The organism is Geobacter psychrophilus (genome assembly GCF_056821595.1).
Genome location: NZ_JBXDTU010000004.1, coordinates 1245063 through 1261652, shown reverse-complemented (window position 1 = coordinate 1261652; position 16590 = coordinate 1245063). Strand labels below are relative to the sequence as shown.

The 16590-nt window shown below is 58.2% G+C and carries 16 protein-coding genes; 11 read left to right on the top strand and 5 right to left on the bottom strand.

The window, feature by feature from the left end; genetic code table 11:
- Positions 1–33: 33 nt before the first annotated feature.
- The gene (locus ACOCF6_RS08140) at positions 34–882 is read left to right on the top strand and encodes an HDOD domain-containing protein (RefSeq protein ID WP_482459883.1); all 849 of its coding nucleotides are present in this window, start codon (positions 34–36) and stop codon (positions 880–882) included.
- Positions 883–925: 43 nt separating this feature from the next.
- On the opposite strand, the gene ACOCF6_RS08135 is transcribed toward ACOCF6_RS08140, so the two are convergent.
- Positions 926–1090, bottom strand: coding sequence for a hypothetical protein (locus ACOCF6_RS08135; RefSeq protein WP_482459882.1), 165 nt, complete (start codon positions 1088–1090; stop codon positions 926–928).
- Between the two features lie 139 nt (positions 1091–1229).
- Between ACOCF6_RS08135 and def the strand changes: the two genes are divergently transcribed.
- Genes def through ACOCF6_RS08120 form a run of 3 tightly spaced genes read left to right on the top strand, consistent with a single transcriptional unit; the run spans position 1230 to position 3498 of the window.
- The gene (def, locus tag ACOCF6_RS08130; RefSeq protein ID WP_482459881.1) at positions 1230–1745 is read left to right on the top strand and encodes a peptide deformylase; all 516 of its coding nucleotides are present in this window, start codon (positions 1230–1232) and stop codon (positions 1743–1745) included.
- The gene (gene fmt, locus ACOCF6_RS08125) at positions 1742–2701 is read left to right on the top strand and encodes a methionyl-tRNA formyltransferase (protein ID WP_482459880.1); all 960 of its coding nucleotides are present in this window, start codon (positions 1742–1744) and stop codon (positions 2699–2701) included. Before def ends, fmt begins: the two co-directional genes overlap by 4 nt.
- The gene (locus ACOCF6_RS08120) at positions 2698–3498 is read left to right on the top strand and encodes a DUF116 domain-containing protein (protein ID WP_482459879.1); all 801 of its coding nucleotides are present in this window, start codon (positions 2698–2700) and stop codon (positions 3496–3498) included. The genes fmt and ACOCF6_RS08120 overlap by 4 nt, the downstream gene beginning before the upstream one ends.
- On the opposite strand, the gene ACOCF6_RS08115 is transcribed toward ACOCF6_RS08120, so the two are convergent.
- The 3 genes from ACOCF6_RS08115 to mtnA form a co-directional block, all read right to left on the bottom strand.
- Complete coding sequence (locus ACOCF6_RS08115; protein WP_482459878.1) at positions 3488–3760, bottom strand: GSU3128 family (seleno)protein; 273 nt, start codon at positions 3758–3760, stop codon at positions 3488–3490. The two genes, ACOCF6_RS08120 and ACOCF6_RS08115, sit on opposite strands and share 11 nt — an antisense overlap.
- An 82-nt stretch (positions 3761–3842) precedes the next feature.
- Positions 3843–6968 carry a bifunctional [glutamate--ammonia ligase]-adenylyl-L-tyrosine phosphorylase/[glutamate--ammonia-ligase] adenylyltransferase gene (gene glnE / locus ACOCF6_RS08110; RefSeq protein ID WP_482463300.1) on the bottom strand — a complete coding sequence of 1042 codons (3126 nt, stop codon included), beginning with the start codon at positions 6966–6968 and terminating at the stop codon, positions 3843–3845.
- 40 nt (positions 6969–7008) lie between these two features.
- Positions 7009–8049 carry an S-methyl-5-thioribose-1-phosphate isomerase gene (gene mtnA, locus ACOCF6_RS08105; protein WP_482459877.1) on the bottom strand — a complete coding sequence of 347 codons (1041 nt, stop codon included), beginning with the start codon at positions 8047–8049 and terminating at the stop codon, positions 7009–7011.
- Positions 8050–8244: 195 nt separating this feature from the next.
- Between mtnA and ACOCF6_RS08100 the strand changes: the two genes are divergently transcribed.
- The 3 genes from ACOCF6_RS08100 to ACOCF6_RS08090 are packed head-to-tail and all read left to right on the top strand — an operon-like array spanning position 8245 to position 11829.
- On the top strand, positions 8245–8802 hold the full coding sequence (locus ACOCF6_RS08100) for a chromate transporter (protein ID WP_482459876.1): 558 nt from the start codon (positions 8245–8247) through the stop codon (positions 8800–8802).
- Complete coding sequence (locus ACOCF6_RS08095) at positions 8802–9320, top strand: chromate transporter (protein WP_482459875.1); 519 nt, start codon at positions 8802–8804, stop codon at positions 9318–9320. The genes ACOCF6_RS08100 and ACOCF6_RS08095 overlap by 1 nt, the downstream gene beginning before the upstream one ends.
- 7 nt (positions 9321–9327) lie before the next feature.
- Positions 9328–11829 (top strand): helicase C-terminal domain-containing protein, encoded by a 2502-nt coding sequence (locus ACOCF6_RS08090; protein WP_482459874.1) that lies wholly within the window; start codon positions 9328–9330, stop codon positions 11827–11829.
- A 102-nt stretch (positions 11830–11931) separates the two neighbouring features.
- Here the strand turns inward: ACOCF6_RS08090 and ACOCF6_RS08085 are convergent, their stop codons facing one another.
- Entirely contained in the window at positions 11932–12414 is a 483-nt protein-coding gene (locus ACOCF6_RS08085; protein WP_482459873.1) for a hypothetical protein, read from the bottom strand.
- Between the two features lie 157 nt (positions 12415–12571).
- On the opposite strand from ACOCF6_RS08085, the gene ACOCF6_RS08080 reads away from it, so the two are divergent.
- The 4 genes from ACOCF6_RS08080 to ACOCF6_RS08065 all read left to right on the top strand — a co-directional run bounded on the left by ACOCF6_RS08080 (position 12572) and on the right by ACOCF6_RS08065 (position 16579).
- Entirely contained in the window at positions 12572–13510 is a 939-nt protein-coding gene (locus tag ACOCF6_RS08080; RefSeq protein WP_482459872.1) for a sensor histidine kinase, read from the top strand.
- A 5-nt stretch (positions 13511–13515) separates the two neighbouring features.
- A complete protein-coding gene (locus ACOCF6_RS08075) occupies positions 13516–14220 on the top strand; it encodes a response regulator transcription factor (RefSeq protein WP_482459871.1) in 705 nt (234 codons plus the stop codon).
- Positions 14221–14224: 4 nt separating this feature from the next.
- Positions 14225–16135, top strand: a complete 1911-nt coding sequence (selB, locus tag ACOCF6_RS08070) for a selenocysteine-specific translation elongation factor (RefSeq protein WP_482459870.1) — start codon at positions 14225–14227, stop codon at positions 16133–16135.
- A gap of 120 nt (positions 16136–16255) precedes the next feature.
- Entirely contained in the window at positions 16256–16579 is a 324-nt protein-coding gene (locus ACOCF6_RS08065) for a hypothetical protein (RefSeq protein WP_482459869.1), read from the top strand.
- The last annotated feature ends 11 nt before the right edge of the window (positions 16580–16590 follow it).

The following is a 16590-nucleotide window of genomic DNA, read 5'->3' as shown; positions in this document are numbered from 1 at the left end:
TGGATATACTGACGAAACAAGAGGGTATAGATAATGAATAAAGAGCTCGAATCGATGATCATGTCTGCCAGTGACCTGCCGACAATTCCGGTGGTTGCTACCAAGGTCATGCAGCTGATCGAAAACGAGAGTGCATCTGCTGAGGAGCTTGCCAAGGTCGTGGCTTCAGACCCGGCTGTTGCGGCCCGCGTTCTGAAGATATCCAACTCGTCGTTTTACGGCTGTCAGCGCCAGATACAAACCCTGTCACATGCCATCATGGTGCTTGGTTTCGGCACACTTAAAAGTCTGGTCGTGGCAGCGTCGGTTAAACAGGTGTACAAACCCTATGGGCTTACCGAGAAGATGCTCTGGGAGCACTCGTTCGGTGCCGGCCTGGCTGCCCGTGTCATTGCCAACAGTACCAGGATCGTCAATGAGGAAGAAGCCTTTTTGGGCGGCCTGTTTCACGATATCGGCAAGATCATCCTGAATAACCTGGATAATCAACAATTTCAGTTGGTTGTCCAGAAGTGTTACAATGAAGGCATGTCGTTTCTGGATGCTGAACAGCAGGTTTTTTCTTACAACCATGCCGAGGTCGGGGGGTTGGTCATAAAGAAGTGGAATTTCCCTGCAATTCTCATGCAGGCTGTCCTCAAGCATCACAGCTTTGATTTTGCCGAAGATGAGGATACCTACCAGGTGCGGTTGACCTGTGTGGTGGGGCTTGCAAATCTGTTCTGTCACAAGCTGGGGATCGGAGTGCGCGAGCCGGATGATGATCTGCTGCTCCACGATACCGTGCCTGCCACGTTGTTGAATCTGGATGAAGCCCGCATTGAGCTCCTGCTGGAAAAAATCACGGAAGCTTACGAGAAGGACAAAAGTTTCTTCAGTTGATCTACGCGGATTCTTCGTTCAGATTGTCGAGATTGTCACTGCGTTATTTGCTTGCGGACCTTTCCCGTGCCTCCTCCGAAATTTCAACGCAGTCTTCATCGGTTTCTTCTGCATGCCGGGTGATTTTTTCGTGTTTCAGGCGTGTGTCCGGTGCATTTTTTTTGCCTGCTTCCTTGATGGTGCTGATTCTTGATAGCGGTTCAGTCATTTCGCGCCTCCGTGACCGGATAAAGTTGAAATTGATTTTTTCAGCAGTAAAGATTATTATTTACAATTATTCTCGACAATTTGATGCGACTGTACCTGCTGTTGCTGCTCACTAAAGAAACCATGCTGCAAGGAAGACCATGATCCGTACCATCCTCACGTACCCCAATCCCGAGCTCAAAAAGAAGTCCGCTCCTGTGGTTGTAATAAATGACACCGTCCGTGAACTGGTGCAGGATATGGCCGAAACCATGTACGATGCCCCCGGTGTCGGGCTTGCTGCGCCGCAGATCGGTGTGCACCAGCGCGTCATCGTCATCGACGTATCGGCACAGGATGAGACCCCTGATCTGATTGTGGCAATAAATCCGGTCATTGTCCATGCCGAAGGGGAAGCCTTCGAAGAAGAAGGGTGCCTGTCCGTGCCGAAATATGCTGCCAATGTCCGTCGGCATGCCCGGGTAGTGGTCAAGGCCCTTGACCTTGCCGGAAATGAACGAACCTGGCGGGCGGAGGAGCTCCTGGCCATCGCCTTCCAGCATGAAATCGATCATCTGGACGGCATCCTGTTTGTCGACCACCTCTCTCCGCTCAAGCGAGATCTGTTTCAACGCAGGGCCCGCAGGATGGCTGAATCCGGCGAGGGAAACCAATGACCGTCCGGCGTGTGATCTTTATGGGAACCCCGGAGTTTGCCTGTCCTACCCTGCAATGCTTGATCGATCGCGGCGAACAGGTTGTGGCGGTTGTAACCCAGCCCGATCGACCCAAAGGCAGAGGGCAGAAGCTTATGTCGCCGCCGGTCAAGGAGCTGGCTCTGAAATACGGCATTCCTGTTCATCAGCCGCTCAAGGTCCGCGACCCGGATGTCATTGAGCGTCTACGGGAATTGCGTCCCGATGTGATTGTTGTTGTGGCGTTCGGGCAGATCCTCCCCAAGGCGTTGCTGGATATTCCGCCTCTGGGCTGCATCAATGTGCACGCCTCGCTGCTGCCCCGGTATCGTGGGGCTGCTCCGCTCAACTGGTGTATCGTCAATGGCGAGACGGAAACCGGTGTCACCACCATGCTGATGGATGTCGGTCTGGACACCGGGCCGATGCTGCTCAAGCGTTCGACACCCCTTGATGAGAACGAAGACATAGTGTCACTGCATGACCGCATGTCGGTCATGGGGGCGGAGCTGCTGTCAGAAACCCTGGACGGACTTGCCGCCGGTTCCATTGTGCCGCAGGTTCAGGACGGCGCCCTCAGCTGTTATGCCCCCATGCTGAAGAAGGATGACGGCCAGATTGATTGGTGCCGGGCTGCCGGCAGCATCCACAACCAGGTGCGGGGTCTGGTGGTCTGGCCTGGTGCGTACACCTTTCTGGATGGCCTGGTGCTCAAGATCTACCGTGCCAGGGTCGGTACGGGCAGCGGACTGCCCGGCCAGGTGCTGCGGGCCGATAAAAAAGGGCTTGAGGTGGCCTGCCTGACCGGCAGCCTGATAATCGAAGAGGTACAGCTGGCGGGTAAAAAACGTCTGGATATCGCCAGCTTCCTGTCCGGATACGCAATTGCCGAAGGTGCGTTGCTTGGAAGCGCTCAAAGTGAAGGCGTACCCGTATGAGCTCCATGGAAGAGAAGATAGCCCCCCCCCGCAAGCGGCTGTTCATATCTCTGATGGGGCTGACCTGCCTGATCCTGGTGGGCCTGATTTTTCTGGCCTGGTGGGTGCCCAACCGCGGTCTGGCCAATATCCATCCCAACCTGCCGCATATCGTCGGTATCGCCGTGGCTGTGCTTTCCGGGATGGCCATTCTGGGTACCGGCCTGCTGGTGCTGACCACTGCCCTGGGCAAGGATATCTTCTTTACCCGCTTTATGCGGCTGGTGGTGATCAAGTTTCTGCTGCCGGTGATCGAGTTCGTCGGACGCATGCTGGGGCTGGACAAGGACGGCATCCGCCAGTCGTTTATAGCCATGAACAACAGCCTGGTGGTTTCCCAGCGGCAGAAGATCAGCCCGGACCGGGTTCTGGTGCTGCTGCCGCACTGCATCCAGCTGTTTGACTGCGAGATCAAGGTCACCGGGGACATCAACAAGTGCGTATTGTGCGGCCGCTGCGATATCAAGGGGCTCGTGGATATCGGACGCAAGTATAATATTGATATTTCCGTTGCTACCGGCGGCACCCTGGCCCGCAAGGTCATCGTGGAAAAACGGCCCAAGCTGGTGCTGGCCGTGGCCTGTGAGCGGGATCTGACCTCCGGCATCAAGGATTGTTATCCCCTGCCGGTCATCGGTATCCTCAACGATCGTCCTTTCGGCCCCTGCTTTAACACCACCGTTGATGTGCGCAAGATCGATGAAGCTTTGAGCCAGATTCTGCTGATCGAAGAGCAGCCCGGGAACATCATGCCTTAGAATCGACTTGTGTACCCTCCACCTCATCCAGCATGCCCAGGGCAAAATTTTTGGCCCTGCCCGATGGAGCAATGATGCCGTAGGCGATCGCCTCCCGCAGTTCTGCCCCCGTTGCCCCGGCCTCCTTCGCGACCGCGAAGTGTTTTTTCAGTCAGGTGGGGCAGCCTACGGCAATGGCGCAGCCAACGCGGATCAACTCACGGGTCTTGGTATCCAGCACCTCTTCGTACTCATAGTCCAGAATCTTCTTGCGGATCTTCATACTGTTTTCTCCCCTCAGCCCGTTACAGCGGATCAACGCGTTAACGAACATATTTTTGCAGATTGACCGCAGAAAATACGTTTTAACTTGCTAATATCCGATCGTAACAGTCACGGATCATGCCAGTGATTTCCTCGTAATCGCAGATCAGGCTTGCCCCGGGGTTTTTCAGCTTTGGATCGTACCCCAGTCGCAAGGCCAGTTTGTTGATATAGTTCTTCGAACCTCCCAGGTCATTGACAGAATAGTCATGAATGATGCGCAGGCGATTCTCCAGTTTGCGGAGAAACTTGTAACCGCTCAGCAGTGTCTCGGCATCGTTCCCGGGCAAAAGCGCCAGGGTCTGGATCTCCTTGAGCGCAACAATGGTGTTGGTTGTGCGCAGTTCCGGAAAGCGGTAGCCGTATTTCAGCAGCAGGTACTGTACGGCAAACTCGACATCAACCATGCCGCCCCGTCCGGTCTTGATATTGTAATTGTCGGCGGTCTCCTTGGCCAGTTCGTTTTCCATGCGCATGCGCAGGCGGTGAATTTCCCGGCGGCCGTCGTCATCAATGGAGGCTCCGTAAACGGTCTGGCGGATAACATCGTGCAGCTGGTTCGCCAGCTGCTGGTCTCCCAACACAACGCGGGCCTTGGTCAGGGCCTGTCGCTCCCAGATCTGTGCCTCTTTGCGATGATAGTCCAGGAACGAATCCAGCGAAGTGACCAATGGTCCGGCATTGCCCGACGGTCTCAGCCGGGTGTCAATTTTGTAGACATACCCCTCGCGGGTCTGCATGGTCAGGATGGAGATGACCTTCTGGGCCAGCTTGGCAAAATATTCATGGTTGGAGATCTGCTTGTCGCCATCGGTCAGCCCCTGGTGGTCATAAACGAAGATGATGTCCAGGTCGGAGTGGTAATTGAGGTCACCGCCACCCAGTTTGCCCATGCCGATCACCGCCAGGCTGGCCAGCTTCCGGGTGCCGTCCACCAGGTGGGTAGGCGTTCCAAAACGTTTCAGCTCCTGTACTGCCAGCCGGAAAGCGGCGTCCAGACAGACTTCGCTCAGCAGGCTCAGCTGGCTGGTGGTTTCGCTCTGTCCCAGTTTGCCGTGGATATCATTCAGACCGATGCGAAGAAACTCTTCGTTGCGGAACCTGCGCAGTACGTCCAGCTGCTCTTCGAAGTAGTCGGACTGCTCCAGCAGGCTGGCCAGGTCCCTGGCCATAACTTCCTTCGGTTTGATGGAGGATGCATCGTTGCGGGCCACCAGGCTGTCCAGCAGTTCCGGGTGCCCGATCAGGATTTTGGACAGGAACTCGGACATGCCGAACAACGATACCAGCAGATTGAGTGTTTCGCGATTTTCGGCCAGCAGGGCGTAATATGATGAGCGGGTACCGATCATTGCCAGGAATCGCTCCAGGTTAGCCAGGGCCATGTCCGGATCGGGAGATTCAAAGATTTCGTGCAGCAGCAGTGGCGATATCTTTTCGAGGAGTCGGCGGCTGCGCTCGGTCAGATTGGCTTTCACCGGTCCATTGCGGAGTGACAGCAGGTTGTCATAGGCGCGATCCACGTTTTCGAAGCGCCGCTCAGCCAGCATATCCTTGACCAGATCCCCGTCGGCCTTGTGATCCAGAAAGAAGAGCACCTCGGGGTCGGCAGCCTGTGGCAGCTTCTCGTCACGGGTGTGGAACAGGTTGCCGTAGATGGTCGAGACATTGCCGCGATGCTCTTCGAGGACCTCGCGGAAGCGCTGAAGTCCGCCCGTGCGCAGGAACCCGCTGCGACGTGACAAGGCCAGGATTTCATCGTCTTTGATCGGCAGATTGTGGGTCTGACGTTCCTGTACCACCTGGATGCGGTGTTCCACAGTACGCAGGAAGCGGTAGGCATCGGAAAGCATGCGATGATCGTCCTCGGAGATCAGGCGGGCGGTCAACAGGCCCTCCAGCGAATTGAGCGAGTTGCGATCCCGCAGTTTGGGATTCTTGCCGGCGTATACCAGCTGCAGGGCCTGGATGAAAAACTCGATCTCCCGGATGCCGCCACGCCCCAGTTTGAGGTTGGTTTCACCCTCCATGGAACGGGCCAGAGAGGCATCGATCTTCTGCTTCATGTGTTTCATGTCCTCGATCAGGTTGTAATCGAGATACTTGCGGTACACAAACGGCTGCAGCATTTTCAGCAGCTGTTCACCCAGCTCAAGAGAGCCGGCCACCGGCCGGGCCTTGAGCATGGCGGTGCGTTCCCAGGACTGGCCCCACGACTCGTAATAAATCTCGGCCGATCGCAGTGAGACCGCCATGTCGCCGGATTTGCCTTCGGGCCGCAGTCCCACGTCCACCCGAAAGACAAAGCCGTCCTCAGTGACCTGGGACAGGGCCTTGCTGATCATCTCACCCAGTTTGTTGAAGAAGGCGTGCAGGGAGATGACCCCTTTCGTGCCGGCGGTACCGCTGTCGATGCCGCTGGTTTCGCCGTTATCGGATTCGTAGAAATAGATGATGTCGATGTCGGAGGAAAAGTTGAGCTCGTTGCCGCCCAGTTTGCCCATGCCGATCACGGTCATTTCAGCTTCGCGCGGACCGCTTTCGGACTGCATCAGGGGGATGCCGTGTTCGCGGATCAGGCATTGGCGGCAGACATCGTGGGCGACTTGCAGTGAGGAGGACGCCAGGCCGGAGAGTTCCCGTGTTACCTCCTCCAGTGGAGCCAGTCCGTTCAGGTCACGGGTGGCGATGCGCAGGATTTCGGCCCGTTTGAAGCAGCGCAATGCCTTGAACAGTTCGGTGAAATCGGTCTTGCCGTTTACCTGCCTGCGCAGCGCAGCCAGCATGTCGTCGTCTGTCCGGGCCAGATCGATGGCATTCTCCAGGAACAGCCAGCGGAAGGTGTCGGGTGTCTTGAAGATAAGATTAACCAGAAAGGGGGATGAGCCGCAGACCATCAGAAACTGTGCCAGCCGCTTTTTCCGGTGTGCCACCTCGGCCAGGTCTGCGGTGTTGATCACACCGGCCAGACGTTCAAAGTTGTTGAGCGCCATGTCCGGCGATGGGGTCAGAAGGGAGCAGACCAGGATGCGATGCAGGGTTTCAAGCGGAAAGACCGGTTGCACCAGAAGTATGTTGTCGGCGGAGCGTGAGCCGTACTGATAGCCGTGGGATTCCAGGAACAGGGACAGTTCATGGGAACGTACGTCAGTGGCCTCGATAGCCATGATGCGGTTGAAATCCAGTGAAAAACGTTCTACATGCATGTCAGTTGCCTGTAATCCTGCGCAGCCCGGAGAGGAAATCGCCCTTTACGATGCCGTTCTCGGTGATGATGGCACTGATGTAGCGGGCCGGTGTCACGTCAAAGGAGGGGTTGCGCACACCGACCCCCTCGGGTGCTATGGCGATGCCTTTGATGTGGGTGACCTCGCTGGCGGGGCGTTCCTCGATGGGGATCTTGCTGCCGTCACTCAATGTCAGGTCCAGTGTGGAAACGGGGGCTGCCACGTAGAAGGGGATGTTGTTTTCCTTTGCCAGAACGGCCACGGAATAGGTGCCGATCTTGTTGGCCGTGTCGCCGTTGGCGGCGATGCGATCAGCGCCGACCACGCAGCAGGTGATCTCGCCGCGGTTCATGAAGAATCCGGCCATGTTGTCGGAAATCAGCGTGGTGGGGATGCCTGCCTTCATCAATTCCCAGGCGGTCAGCCGTGCCCCCTGCAGCCAGGGGCGGGTTTCGTCGGCAAAGACCTGGATGTTCTTGCCGGCCTCGTGGGCGGCACGAATGACCCCCAGGGCGGTGCCGTAACCGGCTGTGGCTAGGCCGCCGGCATTGCAGTGGGTCAGGACCGTGGCCCCTTCCGGGATCAGGGTGGCGCCCCATTTGCCGATGTTATGGCAGATCGTCAGGTCTTCCTCTTCGATGAGAATGGCTTCCTTCTTGAGGATCTCCTTGATCTGATTCAGTTTTTTATCGCGATGCGCCTCGGCGACACGTTTCATGCGCTCGATGGCCCAGAACAGGTTGACTGCCGTGGGACGGGTGCGGGCCATGACATTGCAGACATTCTCCAGCTGTTGGAAGAAGGACTCATGGGTGTCGGCGATAATGTCCCGGGCCCCCAGGGCAATTCCCATGGCTGCCGCCACGCCGATGGCCGGAGCCCCGCGGATGATCATGCCCCGGATGGCCTCGGCCACGGCCTTGAAGTCACTGTAGGTATTGTAGATCTCTTCTCCCGGCAGTCGGGTCTGGTCGATCATGATGACGGCATCGTCGCGCCATTCAATGGTTCGGAAGGACATGGTGTCTCCTTGGTGCGTTAATAATCTATCTGCTTGTTATTGTGACAAAAATATAATCTGGTAACGAATCAATCCTGTTTGTCCGGGTTGGGCAAATAATGTGCGGCAAGTTGATATTTGTATCACGGAGGCGGTGATACAGGCAATCATTTCTCCCTTGCCGATACGACGGAAGCGCTGGTATAACTTATATCAATGCATGTTCCTGAAAAAAAAGTTCCCCTGACAGAGATTTTTCTGACCTTTGCCAAGATAGGCCTGACCGGTTTTGGCGGCGGTATGGCCATCGTTGCCCTGATTGAACGGATCTGCGTCAAGGAGAAGCAGTGGATCGGCAGCGAAGAATTCCTGCATGGCCTGGCCTTTGGCCAGATACTGGGTCCCTTTTCCCTGAATGTCTGCACCTTTACCGGCCATCACCTGCGCGGCATCCGCGGTGGGGTTACCGCTGCAGTCGCTTTTATCATGCCTTCCTTTTTGCTGGTATCGCTGCTGTCCTGGCTTTATTTCACCTACCACAAACTGCCCCAGCTGCAGGCGGCGCTGAAAGGCACCAACCCGGTGGTTATCGGCCTGATCGTGGTGGTGGCCATTGATATGGGGCGCAAACAGATCAAGGGTCTCAACAGCTCCCTGTTGGCCCTGGCCTCTTTCGCTGCCACAGTTTTCTTCAAGCTCAATGCCGCCTGGGTCCTGCTGGCAGCTGCCGCCTGGTCGCTGGGGATGTGCCTCTACCGCCGGAGGCACTGCTGATGGTCTCCCTGTTTTCACTGGCCTGGATCTACTTCCGCATCGGCCTGATCTTTGTCGGTGGCGGCTATGTATTGATCCCGCTGCTCAACCACATCATGGTCGAGCAGTACCGCTGGTTGACACTGCGCCAGTTTCTGGACGGACTGGCCCTTTCCCAGCTGACCCCCGGTCCGTTGGCCATGCTGGCCACCTTCACCGGCTTTCGGGCCGGCGGATTTCTGGGTGGTCTGGTGGCCACGGTCTGTATCTTCATACCCTGCGTTGTCCTGATGCTGGTCATAGGGCGCAACTATCACCGGCTGAAGAACATCGACCTGGTCAGAAACACCTTGGACGGCCTGCTGCCGGCGGTGGTGGGCCTGGTTGCGGCGGCGGCCTGGAACCTGGGGGCCGAATCCCTGTCCGGGATAAATGAATTCATTATCCTGGGGGCCGGATTTGCGCTCTTCAAATGGACCAGGGTCAGTCCGATGCTTGTGATACTTGGGGCGGGAGTGGTGGGGTTGATACTCAATTGAGAAAATCATGAAAAACTATTTTAACGACGACGCGCTGCTGCTGATGCGTCATGAAATTGGAGAGGCCTCCGGCAACGAGGTCTTTTTTATCGGCCGCACCGATCTGGACGGCATTGTCTGCGAGGTCGAGGCGATTGCCCGCGGCACCAAAACGGCGGTGCCCGCCATCCTGGCCCGGGCCGCCTGTGGTGATGTGGTGGTGCATAACCACCCCTCCGGAGACCTGACCCCTTCCGGGGCCGACATGGAGATCGCCTCAGTGGCCGGCAACCAGGGCATCGGCTTCGCCATCATCAACAACGACTGCAGCCGCTGCTACCAGGTGGTTTCCCCCTTTGCGGAAAAAAAAGGCGAATTGATCTCTCTGGACGAGATCGGTCGTGTCTTCGCAACCGACGGTATGATGGCGCATCTGAAAGGGTACGAACAGCGCGACGAACAGCTGCGCATGGCCCTTGCCGTCAGTGAAGCCTTCAACAGTGACAAGGTTGTGCTGGTGGAGGCCGGCACCGGCACCGGCAAATCCCTGGCCTACCTGGTGCCCTCCGTTCTGTGGGCGGTGCGCAACAATCAGCGGGTGGTGGTCTCCACCAACACCATCAATCTGCAGGAACAGCTGATCCGGAAAGACCTCCCCTTTCTGGCGCGCAACTCCCAGGTCGAGTTCAAGGCGGTCCTGGTCAAGGGCCGCAGCAACTACGCCTGCCTGCGAAAGTTGGAGCATGCCGAGGCTGAACCGTCACTGTTTCCTGATGATGCCTCGGCGGAGCTGACCAGCATCATCGAGTGGAGCAAGGTCTGCCAGGATGGCTGCCGCACAGATCTGTCATTTGCTCCGCGGAGCAGTACCTGGGAGGAGGTCTGCTGCGAGGCCGACCAGTGCAGCCGTTCCAAATGCAAGCACTTCAACCGCTGCTTTTTCTACCGGGCACGGCGCGATGCCTCGTCCGCCAACATCCTGGTGGTCAACCACGCCCTGCTGCTGTCGGATATTGTTCTGCGCAAGGAGACCGGCTATGACGCCACCGCCATCCTGCCACCCTTTAGCCGTCTCATCTTCGATGAAGGGCATCACCTGGAGGATGTGGCCACCAGCCACCTGTCGCTGCTCATCTCACGGGGCGCCATTCTGAAGCAGCTGCATCGCCTTGTCCCCCAAAAGAGCACCAAGGCCGGCCTGCTGACGATCATCTCCAATCGCCTGACCCGCGATCTGCCCGAAAGCATGGAAGCACTCTACACCGAACTCTCGGCCCTGCTGGAAACCCATCTGATGCCCAAGAGCCGCGATGTCGGCGCACTGACCGAAGCAACCATGGATTGGCTGGCCCTGGCCGTGGAAAGTGAGGCCGGAGGGGAAGGTGGGCGCGAACGCAAGCTGCGGATAACCCCTGATGTCCAGCGCCGGCCGTTCTGGCAGGAGTGCTGCCAGCGGCTGCAGGCCCTGGCAGCTGCACTGGGAGATTACACCTCAGCCCTGCGGACCCTGGTGCGCCGCTGCAATGACCTGCCTGACAAATTGAAGGAGAAGCTCAGCGACCAGCTGCTGGACACCGCCGGCATTGAAGGGCGCCTGCAGGCCATGGTCGACGGTCTGCTGTTCTTCATCAGTAATCCGGAAGGGTACTGCAGCTGGATTGAGACGTCGTCAGGCCACCGGGGCGTGCAGGCCAGGCTGTGCGCCGCACCGCTGGATATCTCCGGCCAGGTCAAGGAAACCATCCTCGACCGGTTGAAAACGATTATTGTCACCTCGGCCACCCTGACAGTCGGCGGTGATTTCAAGTACCTCAAGAAGCGCACCGGTTTCGGCCTGCTGCCCAAGGAACGGCTGAAGGAGCTGCAGTTGGCCTCGCCGTTCGACTATGCCTCCCAGACCTTCGTGGCTGTGCCGGACGACATGCCCGAACCGACTGCTCCCGGTTTTCGCGAAGCGCTGGAGGAACGCATCCTGCGGGCCGTGGGTATCTCCAAGGGGGGCGCTTTTGTCCTGTTTACCTCCTACGATCTGCTCAACAAGGTGCATGCCGCCCTGACGCCGGCTCTCTCCAGGCTGGGCCTGACGGTGCTCAAGCAGGGTGAGGGGGGGCGTCATGCCCTGCTGGCCCATTTCCGCAAGGATGGTAATGCCGTGCTGTTCGGCACAGATTCATTCTGGGAAGGGGTGGATGTGAAAGGTGGAGCACTGCGACTGGTAATCATTGCCCGCCTGCCGTTCCAGGTACCGACGGAGCCTGTGCAGCAGGCCCGCTCCGAGCAGATCGATGCCAGCGGCGGCGACTCGTTCCGGGAGTTTTCCATTCCCCAGGCCGTGATCAAGTTTCGCCAGGGATTTGGCCGCCTGATCCGCAGCCGCGACGACCGCGGTGCAGTCCTGATTCTGGACCGGCGCATAACCACCAAGGGCTACGGCAAGACCTTCTTGCGGTCACTGCCTGCTACGGAGCTGGTTCGGGGTGATTCGGACGAGGTGTTTATGAAGATGAGGGCGTTTTTCGGGGGGAAATGAGAAATATAACGGGATCGTTGTTATGTCACAAAATCCCCTCATCCGCCCCGCTGGGGCACCTTCTCCCAAAGGGAGAAGGGATACGGGCTGGTGTTTTGTGAATTATCCGTTCTGCTTCATCCGTTTCTTGGCGCTGAAGTTGTAACACTGGAAGTAGGTCAGGCACATCAACAGGAATGAAAAAATGATGATGGCCAGGATGATGGGAGCGCCCACAGCCTTTTTTGCATCCGGAACCAGGCTCACAAAGGCCAGGAAAAACCCGACCGCGCTGAATTTCCAGAGATCGCCCAGCAAGCGTTTTTTTCGCAAGGCCGCCTGGGCTTCCTTGGTAAGGCCGACAACACAGCCTTCGATCTCGACGCCGACATCACGCCACGCCAGCCGGTAAATCGGGTAGAGCAGCAGCAGCTGGATCACGATGGTTGCGACAATGCTGGACATGAATTTTTCAGGCTTACCCAGCAGGCTGAAATTGTTCTGGAAGATGATGGCCACATACACCAGCAGGCACATCAACAGGACTTGGACTACGCGGTAAATGGTCATGGTACGCTTCAGGTGTTTAAAATCAAAACTGGCCATGTGTATATTCTCTCCGGTTTACTCTCTGATTGCGCTGCACGTGCCCAGCGGTTATAACAGAATAATGGGTAAGCTTGAAGTGATTTTCTGCATTTTTTTGTAAACATTCCTTTGCCCGGATATCCGGGCCGGGAAAATCTGCCGGTAGTGAGGACGTGTGAAAGTACTGCTGCGTAAGATATTTCATCCGGTCATGGCGCTGATCGCCATCCAGTTGGTCTGGATCACGCTGGTGGTGTTCTGGATCTACTGGTTTGTCGGCAAACATCGCGAATTCAGGGCGCTGGCGGAGAAATACCGCCCCGAGCTCCTCGGCATGGGCTTCAACTGGCCGGTTATGGTCGAGGGGCTGCTGCTGCTGGTCGTAATCCTGGTGGGGGTGTACGTTATTTTCGTATATTGGAACCGCCAGTCCAAGCTCTACGCCAAGCAGCGCGACATCATCTCCCAGGTCACCCATGAGCTGAAATCACCGCTGGCTTCGATCCAGCTGCACCTTGAAACCATCCGCCTGCGCCGGCCGGCCGAGGATAAGCTGGATGCCTTTGTCGGGACCATGCTGGCGGATACGGACCGACTGCATTATCTCATCAATAATCTGCTCATGGCGGCACGTCTGGAACAGCGTCGCAAACCGGCAGAACGGCGCCTGACGGATATGACCGTTATGCTGGCTGAATATGTTGAGCGTGAGCGCGCCAACCTGCCCCAGGGGGGCAGCATCACGCTGGAGGCGGAGCCGGCGCTCAAGCTGCTGGTCGATCCGGAAGAGATGGGCATGGTGCTGCGCAACCTGTTCGAAAATGCCGTGCTCTATTCGCCCGGCAGCCCGGACATAGCCGTCCGCCTGGTGAGGGCCGGGAATACGGCCCGCCTGTCGATCCAGGATAAAGGGCGTGGGCTCGATAAGCATGAGTTGAAGCATGTCTTCGAAATGTTCTACCGTGTCCATCCGGCCGGAGAAAATATCCGCGGGACCGGATTGGGGCTGTATATCGTTGCAACCATCATCCGCGCTTATGGCGGAAATGTCCTGGTGGAGAGCGAAGGCCTTGGCAGGGGTTGCACCTTCATCATAACTCTACCGGCGGGGTAATGACTATGGACAATGAAAAACCACATATCATGCTGGTCGAGGACGAGATCCACCTGGCGCGGGGCATCTGTTTCAACCTGGAAGAGGAAGGCTGCCGTATCAGCCATTTCGAAACCGGGGAAAAGGCCCTGATCGCCCTGGAGGTGGAGCACTTTGAACTGATCATCCTGGATGTCATGCTGCCCGGTATGGACGGTTTCCAGGTCTGCCGGGCCATTCGCACCCTCGATCCGCGGGTGCCGATCCTGATGCTGACCGCCCGCTCCGAGGATGGTGACCGGGTGGAGGGGCTGGAAAACGGCGCTGACGACTACCTGACCAAGCCCTTCAACCTGGTGGAGTTTCTGCTGCGGGTCAAGGGGATGCTCCGGCGCTCCTCGTGGTATCGTCCCGACCCGGTGGAAGAGGGCTATCGCTTCGGCAGCAACGAGGTTTTTCCGCTCTCCTACCGTGCCCGGACCGCCCAGGGTGAGATCGATCTGACCGAGATGGAGGTGCGGGTCCTGTCGCTCTTTTTCCAGAAGGAAGGGGAGATCATCCCGCGCGGTGCCCTGCTGCAGTCGGTGTGGGGCTATGCCAACGACACCGAAACCCGCACCCTGGACAACTTCATCGTCCGGCTGCGCAAGTATTTCGAGCCGGATCCGACCCACCCGGTCCACTTCCAGACCGTGCGCGGCGTCGGCTACCGTTTCAGCCGGAAGGGGTAAGGGCATGAAACACCTGATCCTCGGCACCGCCGGACATATCGACCACGGCAAGACCTCGCTGGTCAAGGCCCTGACCGGCATCGACACCGATCGCCTGAAGGAAGAGAAGGCCCGCGGCATTACCATTGAGCTGGGCTTTGCCCATCTGGAACTGCCGGGGGGCATCCGCTTCGGAATCGTGGATGTGCCGGGTCACGAAAAGTTCGTCCGTGCCATGGTGGCCGGCGTCGGCGGCATGGATCTGGTCATGCTGGTGATCGCCGCTGATGAGGGCATCATGCCCCAGACCCGCGAACACCTGGATATCCTGCGGCTGCTGGGTGTCAAGAGCGGGCTGGTGGCCATGACCAAGCGCGATCTGGTTGAGCGTGAATGGCTGGAGCTGGTGACCGAAGAGGTGCGGGATTTTGTGGCCGGCAGCTTCCTGGAGGGGGCGCCCATCTGCCCGGTGTCGTCGCGCAGCGGCGAGGGTCTGGACCAACTGCGATCCGAGCTGGCCCGGCTGGCGGAGATGGCGGACGAAAAGCGCAGGGAAGGGAGTTTCCGTCTGCCGGTTGACCGGGTCTTTACCGTGGCCGGTTTCGGGACAGTAGTGACCGGTACGCTGCTGGCGGGCGAGATTCGGGTGGGCGATGAACTGGAGCTGCTCCCTTCGGGCCGCGAAGGGCGCGTACGAGGCATTCAGGCCCACGGTGCAAAGGCCGAACAGGGGCAGGCCGGCCAGCGTCTGGCCGTCAACTTGCAGGGTATCGATCTGGACCAGGCCCATCGCGGGGATGTGGTAGTGCCAAGGGGCGTCTTCCGGGCCACCCGGGCCGTGGACGTGCGCCTGGACTACCTGGCCTCGGCGCCCCGCGAGCTGAAACACCGCGCCACCCTGCGGCTTCATTCCGCCACCTATGAGGTTTCGGCCCAGGTGATCCTGCTGGACCGCGATACGCTCCAGCCGGGGGAAAGCGCCTATGCCCAGCTGCGGCTGAAGGTGCCGGCCCTGCTGCTCTCCGGCGACAGTTACATCCTGCGCATGTCGGCGCCGGCCACTACGGTCGGTGGCGGTGTCGTGCTGGATCCCTTTCCGCCGCGCCGTCGCCGCAGAAACAGCGAGGCGCTCGAACTGCTTCAGGCCTTCGGGCAGGCCGAACAGCAGCGCACGATTGCCCTGATCATCGCCCAGAGTCTGCTGTCCGGCATCAGCTTTGATGAGATTCTGCTCCGCTCCGGTGTGCCGCGCAAGGGGGTGGAAGCCTCGCTGGCGGCGCTGCTCTCGTCCGGTGAGGTGTTGCAGGTCGTCCGCGAGCCAAGGCTGTTCCTGGCCAAAAGCGCCTTTGAAGCCCTCAAAAAAGGGCTGGTTGACGAGTTGACGGTATTTCTGGACGCCAACCCGCTCAAGGAGGGGATGGGCAAGGAAGAGCTCAAGACGCGGCTGCCGAAACGGAGCGATCAGAGATTCTTCACGCCGCTGCTTTCTGCACTGGAAAAGGACGGCATGCTGATTCCGGACCGGGAGATCGTCAAGCCGGGTGGCAAGGTCGCCAGAAAGGGCAGTACTGTCGAGGATCTTTCCGGCAGGATTGCGCTGTTCCTGCAGGAGGGGGGCATTGAGCCACCGACGGTCAAAGAGATTATGGAGCGCTTCCGCTGTGACGAGAAAACAGCCCGTACAAATCTGGCGCTGCTGGTCAGGAACGGCTCTGTTACCCGGATCTCCAACGACCTCTTTTATGCCAGTCCCGCCCTGGAGGGCCTGCGGGAGAAACTGGTGACCCTGCTGCACCAGAAGGGAGAGATCATCCCGACCGACTATCGCGAATGCACCGGCCTGTCGCGCAAGTTCCTGATTCCGCTGCTGGAGCATTTTGACAGCGAAAAGGTGACGATCAGGGTGGGGGACAAGCGGGTGGCACGGCGGAAATGATGTTAAACTGCTTGCAGACCAGCCCTGATAAACAGGATAAGTGCGTTAACGAAATTATTTTCTTGCCAAAAAGCGCAAGAAATAATTTCTAACTTACTAAATAGACAAGGGGAATCAAACGTGGAACAGTACCACCTTCCAATTTTCATTATCAATACCGTGCTGGTGCTGGTAGATACGGCCATCGGTTACCATCTGGCGCCGCGCCTGTTGGCCGGCATGGACGAGCAGGAGGCTGTCGAGGCCGGGGTCCGCACCACACGGGGGCTGTTGCCGGCGGTCGTGGCACTCTATATGTTCTTCAACTGCCTGGGGTACTTTCAGGGGCGAACAGCCTATCTGCTGTCCGTCAGCGGTCTGGTCCTGGTGGATCTGGCGCTGCAGCTGTGGCTGCGCCGCAAGCGGCGGGATATGGAGTCTGTTGACCGCGAGGATGGCGAGTAGCAGTCCTGAAC